At 64.4% G+C, this 12,427-nt stretch carries 10 protein-coding genes and 1 pseudogene; 8 read left to right on the top strand and 3 right to left on the bottom strand.

Translation table 11 applies throughout. The annotated features are described in order from the left end of the window. From EN745_RS36555 to EN745_RS17685, 8 genes and pseudogenes are all read left to right on the top strand, one after another. A pseudogene (locus EN745_RS36555) lies at positions 1-194 on the top strand (type I secretion system permease/ATPase); the annotation flags it as partial. Positions 195-297: 103 nt separating this feature from the next. Next, positions 298-1,629 carry an HlyD family type I secretion periplasmic adaptor subunit gene (locus EN745_RS17720; RefSeq protein ID WP_126056143.1) on the top strand — a complete coding sequence of 444 codons (1,332 nt, stop codon included), beginning with the start codon at positions 298-300 and terminating at the stop codon, positions 1,627-1,629. A gap of 222 nt (positions 1,630-1,851) precedes the next feature. Further along, on the top strand, positions 1,852-2,115 hold the full coding sequence (locus EN745_RS17715) for a hypothetical protein (protein ID WP_126056144.1): 264 nt from the start codon (positions 1,852-1,854) through the stop codon (positions 2,113-2,115). After that, a complete protein-coding gene (locus tag EN745_RS17710; protein WP_127421875.1) occupies positions 2,100-3,446 on the top strand; it encodes a DUF5801 repeats-in-toxin domain-containing protein in 1,347 nt (448 codons plus the stop codon). Before EN745_RS17715 ends, EN745_RS17710 begins: the two co-directional genes overlap by 16 nt. A 76-nt stretch (positions 3,447-3,522) precedes the next feature. Beyond that, positions 3,523-5,268, top strand: a complete 1,746-nt coding sequence (locus EN745_RS17705) for a type I secretion system permease/ATPase (protein WP_245487758.1) — start codon at positions 3,523-3,525, stop codon at positions 5,266-5,268. A gap of 3 nt (positions 5,269-5,271) precedes the next feature. Next, the gene (locus EN745_RS17700; protein ID WP_127405381.1) at positions 5,272-6,798 is read left to right on the top strand and encodes an HlyD family type I secretion periplasmic adaptor subunit; all 1,527 of its coding nucleotides are present in this window, start codon (positions 5,272-5,274) and stop codon (positions 6,796-6,798) included. Positions 6,799-7,213: 415 nt separating this feature from the next. Then, positions 7,214-8,011 (top strand): SapC family protein, encoded by a 798-nt coding sequence (locus EN745_RS17690; RefSeq protein WP_127421874.1) that lies wholly within the window; start codon positions 7,214-7,216, stop codon positions 8,009-8,011. A 222-nt stretch (positions 8,012-8,233) separates the two neighbouring features. After that, positions 8,234-8,941 (top strand): 4'-phosphopantetheinyl transferase superfamily protein, encoded by a 708-nt coding sequence (locus tag EN745_RS17685; RefSeq protein ID WP_189347501.1) that lies wholly within the window; start codon positions 8,234-8,236, stop codon positions 8,939-8,941. Between the two features lie 490 nt (positions 8,942-9,431). Here the strand turns inward: EN745_RS17685 and speD are convergent, their stop codons facing one another. From speD to EN745_RS17670, 3 genes are all read right to left on the bottom strand, one after another. Continuing rightward, positions 9,432-9,800 (bottom strand): adenosylmethionine decarboxylase, encoded by a 369-nt coding sequence (gene speD, locus EN745_RS17680; RefSeq protein ID WP_245455564.1) that lies wholly within the window; start codon positions 9,798-9,800, stop codon positions 9,432-9,434. 11 nt (positions 9,801-9,811) lie between these two features. Then, positions 9,812-10,936, bottom strand: coding sequence for a hypothetical protein (locus EN745_RS17675; protein ID WP_189347499.1), 1,125 nt, complete (start codon positions 10,934-10,936; stop codon positions 9,812-9,814). Then, the coding region (locus EN745_RS17670; protein WP_127421872.1) for an FAD-dependent oxidoreductase at positions 10,936-12,427 on the bottom strand (1,492 nt) is incomplete at its 5' end. The genes EN745_RS17670 and EN745_RS17675, both read right to left, overlap by 1 nt.

Here is a 12,427-nt window from a genome sequence, read left to right as displayed (position 1 = left end):
CGCATCGGCCGAGCATCTTGGAAACGGTTGACAAGGTGTTGGTGCTCAACCACGGCGCACAAGACCTATTCGGGCCGCGTGACGCCGTTTTCGGTGAACTCGCCAACCGCGCTCGCAGGGTGACCCAGATGCCAAGAGCAACCCCGAAGGTGGTCAAAGACGTGCAAGACACCCAAGAGGCAAAGGAAGCATGAACACAATGAGGTCGTGCCGGTCTTGCAGTCTTTGCTGTGAGTTACCTGCGCTCGTTGAGTTCGACAAACCGATGACCATGTTCGGCCCAGTGAGGAATTATCGATGAACGTCGTTCCGCTGCCCGTCCCGCCGCCATCCCTGCTGACACCGGTACCCCTGCGTCTCGCGGGCGTGAAATGGACCGGGTTCGCGATCATGTTCCTGTTCTTCGGCGTGGCCGGGGGCTGGGCGGCGCTGGCACCATTGGACAGCGCCGCGGTGGCACCGGGCGTTATCAAGGTCGCCGGCGACCGCAAGCTCATCCAGCATCTCGAGGGCGGCATCATCGCGGAGTTGAACGCCGCCAACGGCGATATCGTCAAGGCCGGCAAGGTGCTCATCCGGCTCGATAACACACAGGCAACCGCGCAGCTTGACCTGATCCAGAACCGGATAGCGACGCGTGAGGCGCTGGCCGCGCGTCTCAGGGCCGAGCGCGACGGCAAGGCCGAGATCGAGTTCGATGCCGCGTTGCTCGCCAACCCCGCCAGCGCAGCAAGGGACGCCGTGGCCGCACAGCGCGACGTGTTCGCCGCCAAGCATCACAATTTGAAGGACGAGCGGGAAATTCTCAGCCAGCGCCGTCACCAGATCGAGGAAGAGATCACGGGACTGCAGCAGCTTATCGTCACCGAGGACAAGCAGATCGAGGCGATCGAGGGTGAGACCAAGGACCTGGAGAGCCTGCTGGCGAAGGGGCTGACCACCCGCGAGCGGAACCTGTCGCTCAAACGACAACAGCGGGAGATCGAGGGCGAGCGCGCTACCAACGTCGCAGCAATCGCTCGTGCCAGAAGCGCCATGGCCGAGATCGACATGCAAATCCTGAACCTCAACACAGTGCGGCTGAACGCGGCCGTCGATGAGCTGAGCAAGGTCGAGGCGGAGCTGTTCGACCTCAGACAGCAGGAGCGCTCCGCCAGGGACGTGCTGGCCCGCACCAATATCGCGGCGCCGGTCGACGGCATCGTCATGGACCTGAAGGTCCACACGGCGGGCGGTGTCGTGAAGCCCGGCGAGACATTGATGACAGTCGTGCCGCTCGGACAACAACTCGTGGTCGAGGCCATGGTCAGACCCGAGGATGTCGAGACGATCGCCCCCGGGCAGCCCGCGCGCGTCAGCTTCCCGGCCTTCGCCCGCTACAACCTGCCGCCTCTCGAGGGCGTCGTGGAGATCGTGTCGGCTGACCGCATGACGGAGGAGCGCAGCGGGGCACCGTATTTCGCCGCGACCGTTTTGATCGACAGAAATGAGCTCGCCAAGCTGGAGGGCCGTAAGCTCTTGCCAGGCATGTCGAGCGAGGCGATGATCCGGACGGGTGCTCGCACCGTGCTTTCCTACCTGGCCGAGCCGATCACGCAGAACTTCCGCCGGGCGATGCGGGAAAAATAGCCGTAGGCCGCCCTTCTCGCGCCTCGACTTACCGAACGATAGATATCGTTCGATAGGTAGGGACATTGACCATAATACTATCGAAGCGGGAATAGACCGGCGCTCGCCATCGGCGGGACAATCAGGGATTCGAAGGCCGCGATTCAGAGGGCGGTCTTTCCTTTGGATGGGGCCCCTCAGGAATCGATCTTTCGCCTGGGGGTACATTTCGGCAGAACAGCAATGTCGATCACCTCGATTCTCGACGACGAGGCCGTCAACGACCGGAAGACCGCGCTACAAACCGGCGACAACGTCGACGACGCTTTGACAGACACCGATGTTGCAGACTCCTCGCAGCCGGCTTCGTTCCGAACCTGTGTCGAGACGAACCTCGGACTGAACTCCGCGCTCCCCTACCGGCGCCGGCGTTGCGACCGCCGAACGGCAGGTTCCCCAGCAATCTTCACGATAATCTCTAGGAGGCTCTCATGGCGCTTTCCGTAACGCTCACCGGCACGACCGTTACCCTTGACGAAACGGCCGGCTTGCAGAATGACGATACCAACACCGCCTTGCCGACTGCGTTCTCCAGTCGGCTGACGGCACTCGGCGCTGACCCGGCCACCGCGATTAATGCAGCGGTGAGCAACGGCAACGTCATTTCCATCAGCGGCGTCACGGGCTCGGTCGGCAACATCGCCTTCACCGATTCTAGCGGCGGCGCGCTCGACGGTGACTCGAGCGGTCTCTTTACCAACGACGGCGAAGAGATCTTTCTTTTCACGGACGCGCAGAACGACAACATCGTGCTCGGCAAGACGTCAGCAGGCGCCATCGCCTTCGCGGTTTACCTCGAGGAGACCGGGAGCCCGACCAGCGGCGGCAAGTTCTGGAGCATTCAGTACGAGGCGCTGGAGCATCCGGACGCCACCAACCCCGATGACTCCATCGACCTGGACGGCAATCTCAAGGTCTCGGTCAGTGAGGAGATCAACTTCGCCTTCGCCGGGGCACCCTCGGGCAGCAACCTGTTCATGATGTTCGGCAATCCGGCCTCCACCCAGATCGTGGTGATCGGGAAGGACCCGCTCGATCAATCCGCCGGCGGCAACATCACAACCAAGGATGTGCTTAATATCAGCCAGGCCGGCAGCACCACCTCATTCGGCGTCAACGGCAACCAGATCAACCCCGGTGAGGGGGCGTTCATCACCTATGTCACGGGCGCGAACACGAACTTCCTGGTGCCAAATCTGGACCAGAACGAGGCCGACGTCGAAGCCAACATCGCGTTCACGAACGTGTTCAATACGAGTTCGGCATCCTTCACCGTCAACCAGACCAATCCGGGCGTCGGACCCGTCAGCGTCAAGATCTCGGCCCTCAACACCGCCGCTGAACCGGGGGTGAATTTCGTCAACGGGCTCACCGGCGACACGGCCGTCACCATCACCTCGGTCTCGGTCGTCGACAACATCGTCAAGACAGGCAATACGCAATTTCTTCCGACCGTCACGGACAACGGCGACGGCACCTGGACGATCAAGGGCCTGAGCACCGGCGACAAGGTGCAGTGGACGACGAGCGGAACCCATGACCGCGTGCTGATCGAAAACGTCAGCAACGCCGATGGCGTTTCCGGCAACGACAACAACACCTTCGATATCGGCGGGTTCGGCCTCAGCCAGGCGCAGCCGGCACCCGACGAGAAGCTCGACTTCACCGTGCAGATCGCCGATTTCGACGGCGACACGGCAAGCGACAGCTTCTCCATTGGCATCGACGGGACCGGCATCTTCGACGACAACCACGTCGACGGCGTCGTCATAGCTTGACTCGATCCGGCCGGGCGCCATCCCCTGACGCCCGGCCGGGCACTGGCCCAAAGGCATCGAAACGGGGGTATCCGTGATGCAGCCAAGACCGCAGTTCCAGGAGGTGATGCATCTGGCGCGGCGCCAGGTGCCCGCCCTCCTCCTTTTCAGCCTGCTCGCCAACCTCCTCCTGCTCGCCAGCACAGTCTACATGCTGCAGATCTACGACAGGGTCCTGTCGAGCGGCTCGATCGATACGCTGATGTGGCTCACCCTGGCGGTGATCGCCGCGATCGCCGTCTATGGTATGCTGGAACAGGCCCGACGCATGATCCTCGGGCATATCAGCCAATGGCTCGATGACCAACTCAGCGTTCCGGTGATCGAACGAGCCATGGAAGCTCGCCTTGCGGGCAGCAGCCTCGAGGCCGGCCTGAAGGATGTGGCCGACTTGCGGGGCTTCGTTGCCGCTGACGGCATGCTGACCTTTCTCGACGCGCCCTGGACGCCCGTCTTCCTGGCGTTCATGTGGCTCCTGCACCCGGCATTGGGCCTGGTCGGAATAGCCGGGGCGGTGCTTTTGTTCTGTGGCGCGCTGGCCAACGACTTTCTCACGCGCCGCAAGGGCCAGGAAGCGTCGCTGGGTCTGCGCCGCAATCAGGCCGCGGCCAGTCAATACGTCGATGGCGCCGAGACGCTCCGCTCGCTCGGCATGTCAGAGCCGGCGCTGCAGCGCTGGGAAGAAAAACAGCAGTCGTTGATGACCATCCAAGCGCAGCTTCTCAGTCGCACAACCAGCATCGCCAGCCTGTCGCGCTCGCTGCGTCTGGCCCTTCAAGTGGCCGTGCTGGGGCTCGGCGCGTATTTTGTCCTGCGTGGCGAACTGACGGCCGGATCGATGATCGCGGCATCGATCCTGCTCAGCCGCGCGCTCGCGCCGATAGAACGCTCGATCGGAGCCTGGCGCAGCCTGGTCACTGCCCGCACCGCGCGTCGCAACCTCATGCGCCTCTTCGCCGACACCGGGTCCCGGCAGAGCGGCGGCGTAACCTTGCCGCGCCCGCAAGGGCGCCTGAAGCTCGAGGACGCATACTACTATGCGCCGGGAACACAGCAGACACTGATCAACAAAGTGTCCTTCGATGTGGTGGCCGGCGAGACCTGCGGCGTGATCGGACCGTCGGGCTCCGGCAAGACCACGCTCTGCCGCCTGATAGTGGGGACGCTGCGCCCGTCGCTCGGCCATGTGAGGCTGGATAGTGCGGAGGTCGCAAGCTGGCCGCCGGATCAATTGGGGATGCACATCGGCTACGTGCCACAGCAGGTTGAGCTGTTTCCGGGAACGATCGCCGAGAACATCGGGCGCTTGCGCGATGTCGACAGCGCGGCAGTTGTCGCCGCGGCGCAACTTGCGGGTATCCACGAGATGATATTGCGGTTGCCGAACGGTTATCAAACCGAGGTAGGGCCGCATGGGGCACGGATCTCGCGCGGGCAGCGTCAGCGCATCGCCCTCGCCCGCGCCCTGTTCGGCAATCCCGCGCTCATCGTGCTCGACGAACCGAACACCGGCCTCGACGCGGACGGCGAAATGGCGCTGTTCAATGTCCTTCGCCTTTTGAAGGAACGAGGCTGCACCGTCATTCTCGTGAGCCACCAGATGAACCTTTTGCGCTCGGCGGACCATGTCGTTTTCATGCTCGATGGCGCCGTCAAGATGTTCGGCACGCGGGACGAGGTGCTCGGCGCGCTGGGCGGCCAGGCCAGACGGATTACCGTGCCGATGCCCAGGCGAGACAAGAGCCACGCCAATGCACCGGCAACGCTGAAGGCGGCGGAGTGAGCCATGGACAATCGATTTGGCGACCTGTCGAAAATGCTGGACCTGCTGCTGGCCAGCCTGCGCGACGAAATGAACAGGCTGGTCGGTGCTGCCACAGATCTGGCAGCCGCGACACCGAGTTGGTTCGAAGAGCTGGACCAGCCGATGAAGATCGCCGCGGCGGCGGCCGCGAGCGCGCTGCTTCTGCTGCTGCTCGCCTGGCTCGTCCGGCGGCGGTCGCCTGCGTTCCGCGCCGGCAGGCGCGACCTTAACCGCCGCACGCGGCCAGCGCGCATGCTGGGCTACGTCTCGGCGATCGTCTTTGTCGGCGGTACCGCGGCGTGGTCGAGTATGGCGCTGCTAGCGAGCGCCGTGGTCGCCAATGGCGTCGTCAGCCCCGAAGGCTACCGCAAGACCGTCCAGCACCTGGAGGGCGGCATCATCGGGACAATCCATGTGCGCGAGGGCGACAAGGTCAGCGCCGGCCAGATCCTGATCAGCATGAAGACGACCGATGCTCAAGGGCGCTATGACGAGTTGCAGGGGCGCTACATCCGCTTGCTGGCGACCGAGGCGCGCCTGGTCGCCGAGCTTGCCGGACAAGACCGGATCAGCTTTCCCAGGGAGCTGACGTCGATCGACAGCGAGACGGCGCGGAAGGTGGTGGTCGAGGAGCAGGCGTTGCTCGACAGCCGCCTCGCGACCCGGGAGGGGCGCGAGCAGATCCTCAACAAGCGCATAGCACAGATTGAAGAACAGAGCACGGGATGGAGGGACGTGATCGCCGCCCAGGCCGAGCAGCTCGGCTTGATCGACCAGGAGATCGTTTCGGCGCAGGCAATGTACAAACAGGGGCTGGAGCGCCTGCCGCGGATACTGGCGCTGCAGCGCGCCCAGGCCGATATCCGGGCGAACCAGGCATCGAACCGGTCGCAGGTCGCGGGCAACGACCAGCAGATCGGCGAGACCAAGCTGCAGTTGCTCAATCTGCGCCAGCAGGACAGCGAGAGAGCCAATGTAGATCTTGCCAAGGTGCGCGGCGACCTCGCCGAACTGCGCAGCCTTTTGCCCTCACGCCAGGATGTGCTGGCCAGGACCGATATCGTCGCGCCGATTTCCGGAACCGTCATGAACCTGCGTGTCAGGACTGAATCCGGCGTGATTTCCGGCGGCCAGCCGCTTCTCGATATCGTACCCAACGAGCCCAATCTGGTCATCGATTCACGTATCAAACCGGCCGATATCGACATGGTGCATCCGGACATGCCGGCACGCGTGGTGCTGTCGGCCTATCCGACCAGGCATCTGCCGCAGATCCACGGCCTGCTCACCTCTGTCTCGGCCGACCGGCTGACGGATGAGAGGACCGGCGAGCCCTATTTCCTCGCCAAGGTCAAGGTCGACGTCGCCGACCTCGGACAGCTGCATGACATCCATCTGTCGCCCGGCATGCCGGCGGAAGTCATGATCCTGACCGGCGAGCATACGCTGCTCGACTATATGCTGGCGCCGGTCCGCGACTCGCTCAATCGCGGGTTCAGGGAGCACTGAACAGGCGATCGAGGGTGCCGATGTTCGGGCGGCTCGTCAAGGCGCCGTTCTGCCTGCCGGCTTTCAGTCGGCATGCTGCGCTCAGCCAGGGACATCCGAGGCAAGGGTAGGCGCGCGGCGACCGATCGCGACCGCATCACTTCACGGCTGCGACTTTGTCGATCGCGGCGGTGAAGCCGGCCAGCGAGACCGGAATGGTCACGGGCTTGCGGGTCACCGGAGCGGTTCATCGTTTCGCGGAAACGTTGAGCCGTTCTATTTCTTGCCTTGCCGCAATCCCGGACGGAAAACCGTTACACACTTTTCCTGGAGTTGCTCTTTGCCTTGCCGCAATCCCGAACGGAAAACCGTTTCACACTTTTCCTGGAGTTGCTCTAAACCGAATTGGCGCGAGACGCCTGGAGAGATACCGATAATGACTGACGCCAAGACGCAGACGGCTCCGGCCGCGGCCGACATTGGGCTACCGCTGTTCTATTCGAAGCCCGAGGCGCTCAATCCGATACGACACGGCTCGCTCGGCCTGGCGGCGCGCGCCGACTTCTCCTTCGCCCGCTCCGCGCACGCAATTCCCGTGGCGGCGTCGGAAATGCCGGCGGCGATGCGATCCTACCCGATCGTCTTCATCGGCGCCGCCAAGGCGCCGGTGATCATCACCGGTGTGCGCCAGGACGAGAACCTGTTCGTCGATGCCAACGGCCGCTGGAGCGAGCCGCACTACATTCCGGCCTATGCGCGGCGCTATCCCTTCATCCTCGCCGACGACAGCAAGACGGCCGGCCGGCTGACGCTATGCATCGACCGCGCCAGCGAGCGCATCGTCGACCAGTTGCTGGCGCCGTTCCGCGAGGATGGCGGCAAGATCGCGCCCTTCTTCAACGGCACCGAGCCGACCGAGGCGACCAGGCAGGCTTTGGCCTTCTGCAACCAGTTCCAGACCGACTTCAACGCGACTCGGGCGATGATCGAGAAAATCGAAGCGCACGGCCTGTTCGCGCCGCGCCAGAGCAAGGTGACGCTGGAGGGCGGCGAGGTGCTCAACCTCACCGATTTCCAGGTGATCGACGAGGCCGCCCTCAACAAATTGAGCGACGAGGCCTTCCTCGACCTCAGGAAATCGGGCGCGCTGGGAATGCTCTACTGCCACCTCGCCTCGAGCAACAGCTGGACCTCGCTGGTCTATCAGGCGTCGATACGCAAGGCGCGCAAGTGAAACTCGGTCGCGCCTGAAACCTTGGGCGGTCCAACGCTTCACGGCATCGCCGCATGTGGGCTGGATGCGATAAGGGGCCGGCGACCGCGCCGGGCACGAAGGACTCCGCTCAGGACCGCCATTTCTCTTGGCGATGGCGAGCGTTGCCCGGTCCATCGACGTTCTGTTACAACGCAGGACAGCGTCGATGGAGCAGCAGTTTGGGCCGGCAAAGGAGTGGTCTTGCCCGGTGAGCCGGAAGTCCTGGACGACCGTTCGCCAATCCGCCTGGTGGCAGCCATTCGCCAGTCGGTCGCTGATGGCATCGTCGTCGAGGGCGGCGATCTCGAACCAGCCGACCGAGACCTGCTGCTCGCGGAAGAACTTTCCCTGGGCAATGTCGTACCGGCGCGCCGCCGCGAGTTTCGCGCCGGGCGCATTTATGCCCGGCAGGCTTTGCAGGGCCTTGGCGTATCCAACAGCGTCATCCCGGTCGGGCGCAATCGTGCGCCAGTCTGGCCGGCAGGTGTTGTCGGTTCCATCTCTCATACTCGAAGCCTGTGCGCTGTCGCCGTCGGATGGTCGGCCGATTTCCTGAGCATCGGTATCGACATCGAGGACGATTCTCCGCTTCCATGCGACTTGGCAAAACTGGTGTCGCAGGCCCCCGAACTGGAGGAGCAGGAAGAGATCGAAAGTCGCCTGGGCTACGACCTGCCCAAGCTTCTATTCGTGATCAAGGAAGCCTTTTACAAAATGCATTTCCCGCTCAACGGGAGCTTTTTGACGTTTCATGACGTTCGTGTCGAACTGAATGTGGAGAAACGCGCCGCCAAGGTCACGATCGCTCCATCAAGCCGCTTGGCGGCGGCCGACAATGGCTGTTTTGAGGGCCGTTTCGGCAGCAGCGATGGAATCTTATTCTCATATTTCGACATCGCCGCGCATTGACATGCCACGCTGCCCGCAAGCATTCAGTGAACCCGGCATGGGCTCTATTTCTGATCAGCGTCGATCCCGGGGCGGAGATCTGATGGACACTATACGTGGCCAAGTGGATCGGCATGCCAGATACAATTCGCTAGCGGCGGCTGTTCAGGCCGCGGGGCGCCCGCCCCTCACCGATCAGGGGTTGGGGCGCAAGATCCGACATGTCCGCGAAAGCTGGCGCTGGCGGGCGTCGGGCTAACCGATCGCGTCGCGCTTGAATGCCCGAGGGAGCGGAGGCTGTGGTTGCGATCGTGGCGGTCGCAGCCAATGCGGCGTGCGCCCCCCTGAACCCGGCATTGCCTCCATATGAAGTTGAACAACAGCTGACCGCACCGCGGGCCCAGATCCCAACGCGCGAACCCGCGTCGCCACAGCATCGCGGGCGATCGGCCCCCCTCTCAAGCAGGAGAGCCCGCCTGTGCCGGTAAGGTCGAACAGTCCGCCTGCGACCTCATCCCCGCCGGTGCTCTGTAATTCTCGTACGGCCAGGCGAGAACCACGCCTCCAGCACAGGCAAGGCTCCTCGAGGGTCGCAGCGGCCGCACATGAAGAGGTCGAGGGCTGCATAGCCGGTCTCGGGCCAGGTGTGGATGCTGATATGGGACTCGGCGAGCAAGGCGACGCCGGTGATGCCTGCGCCCTCGCCGAAATTGTGCAATATGACGCCCAGCACCGTGGCGCCGCAGGCCGCCGCCGCCTCGCGCAACGTGCGCTCTATCCCCTCGGCATCCCGCAGGCCGCGGCACTCCCAGAAATCGACGAGCAGGTGCAGACCCGGGGCGAACGGCTGGGCCTGCACGGCCTGGGGCTGATCAGTCACCCGGGCATCCATCAGGAGCGCCCCGGTTCTTGCGCGAACAGAACCTGCTTCCAGCTGGTGTCCCTGGTCTGCATGCGCCAGATGAAGGCATCGAGGATGTAGTGGGTGGCTTGGGGCATTGCGAGCAGCGGCGCCAGCCAAATCAGCGCGTCGGAGGAGCCGAGCGACGGCAGGGTACCGAAGAGGCCGAACAGGCTGCCATGCTCGCGCCAGACGAAGCCATCCCACAACCCCTCCTCCAGATAGGCGAGGCCGAAGAGGGCGGCCATGTAGACAGGCACGGCGCGCCAGGTAAACAGATGGGCGATCCATGGCGCCAGGAAGGAACTGCGCCCTCCCTGCAGCCGCGCCTGGTTGCGGCCATAGCCCCAGATCAGCGCGATATAGGGGATGCCGTGGGCGATGATGTTGGTGCCGGTGAAAACGAGGTCGTTGTCAAACAGCACGATGCCGATGAACCAGGACATCGCGGTGCCGACCAGCAACAAATTGCGCGGCAGGTTGAAACCGATGCCGCGGCGGAGCAGCGCCGCCTCCTTGATGACGTAGGCGGCCAGGATGGCGGCATAGGCGAGGCCGGCGACGGTGGCAAGCAGCGGCAGGTCGAGGCGGATGAAATCGCCTTCGATGAACCAGGAGAATTCCCGCTGGTGGCAATGCCAGTAGATGAGCGGATAGAGCGTGGCGCCGTAGATCGCAGCCTTGTCGATGCGGCGGAAGAGCGGTGGCAGGCCGCGTTCCCGGCGGGCATAGATCATCATGAACCCGTATTGCTGGCGCACGAAGTGGAACACGGCGGCATAGGCGAGCACGCGCCAGAACACCAGGCTGCCGCACCAGTAAAGCAGGCAGCCTCCCAGCCAGGCCAGCAGCGGCGTCAAGCCATAGAGCCAGGGCCGCGCGCTGAGCTCGGCGCGGTCGAGATAGGTGCGGAACAGGGTCGAATAGACATGGGCCACATCGACGCCGACCACGAGCACCAGCCAGACCCACGGCGACGTCTCGCTTGCCGCGCCGCCCGACAGCGACCAGACCAGGGCGGCCAGCGTCACCACCAGCGCCGGCGCCAGGATGAAGCCGAGGTCGAAGCGGGCGGAGAATATCCAGGGTTGGGCCTTGAGGAAGGAATGCGCCATCACAGCACCGTCTCGAAAGGATGGCCCAAATAGGCCATGGCGTTCTCGGCCGCACGAACCCCGTGCGTATAGGCCTCCTCGAAGATGGAGACGCCGCTCATGTCCGAATGGGCGGTGAAGACAGGCGGCTTCTGCACGAGACCCGCGCGCCGCTGCGCGCCCCAGATGAAGCCCGGCACCGGCCGGATCATCGCATGCCCCCAAACCCAAACATCGACCCGCCGGACGTGGCCTTCGAGCTCGGGATGGACCGCGAGGAGCTCCTTGAGGAAGATGCCCTGCCAGGCTTGCAGCGGCCGCGCCAGAGCTTCCCGGCGCGCCTCCTCCGGCGGCAGGTGACTAAGCGGCCAGTAGTAGGTCAACACCGTGTTCGTCGGGCGCATCTGGGTGATCTGGTGGGTGGCCACGACATAGCCGAGCAGGGGGCTGTCGAAGACGACATTGTCCCAACTCAGGCCGGCCCCCGTGCCGCCGGGGAGGCTGTCGAGCGTGATGTTGGCCACCGCCCAGGGCGCATAGGAAAAGCCGGCGGCAAGGGCCGCATGCTTCATCAGCCGTGCAGTCACGAAATGAGGTGTCGCCAGCACCACGGCCTTCGCCTCGACGCGGAAGGTCTTGTCCTCGGCCGCGTCCCAAACGTCGACAGCCGCGCCCGCATCATCTGTTTCGACGGCAAAGGCCAGCGTCCGCGACCGCACGCGCGGGCCAAGGACCTCGGCGAGGCGGTGCGTGAGATAGCCATTGCCTTCCGGCCAGGTGACCAGCCCCTGCTCGTCGGCATCGGCCGCCCTGCCGTTGCGGGAGGCAAAATAATGGATGCCGGCCCAGGCCGAGACGTCCTGCGACCGCGTGCCGTAGTCGTCGCGGCAGCAATAGTCGACATACCAGGCGAGCCCCGGCGAGCGATAGCCTTCGCGCTCCATCCAGGCCGTCATGGCAATGGCGTCGAGTGCCATCAGATCGGCGTCCTGCGAACTCAGGTCGAGCGGAATGGCGAAAGCCCGCCGGCCGTCGGTGCCGACGCGCCGGCGAAAGTCGCGCATCGTAGCGAAGAAGCGCCTGGTCTCCGCCTCCTCCTCGGCAGTGAGACCTATCGCCGGCACCAGCCCGTCCTGCCAGCGCCCGTAGCGGTAGAGGCGCTCGGAAGGGTCGGCGCAGAGGGCATACTCGTCGTAGAGCGGCGCGCCCGTGGGGCCGTACCCGGTGATGATGGCGAAGTCCTCGAACAGTGCCCGCACCGCCCTGGCTTCCTGGGTGAGCAACGGCACGTAGTGAGCGCCCCAGGGAAAGGCACTGACCTCGTTGCGCCCGCTGGCGGCATTGCCGCCGGGAGCTGCTTCGAGATCGAGCAGCAGGAAATCGTCATAGCCGGCCCTGGCAAGGCGATAACCGGCGCCCAGGCCCGCGACGCCGCCGCCGACGACGACGACATCGGTGCGGCGGATCTCGCCCGGCGCGGCGAAGGTGCCGCCTCGGAGCCTGCGGCCGGAG

It is taken from the genome of Mesorhizobium sp. M4A.F.Ca.ET.022.05.2.1, from assembly GCF_003998845.1.
In the GTDB taxonomy this organism is placed as follows: domain Bacteria; phylum Pseudomonadota; class Alphaproteobacteria; order Rhizobiales; family Rhizobiaceae; genus Mesorhizobium.
This window is presented reverse-complemented; position numbering and strand designations above follow the sequence as displayed.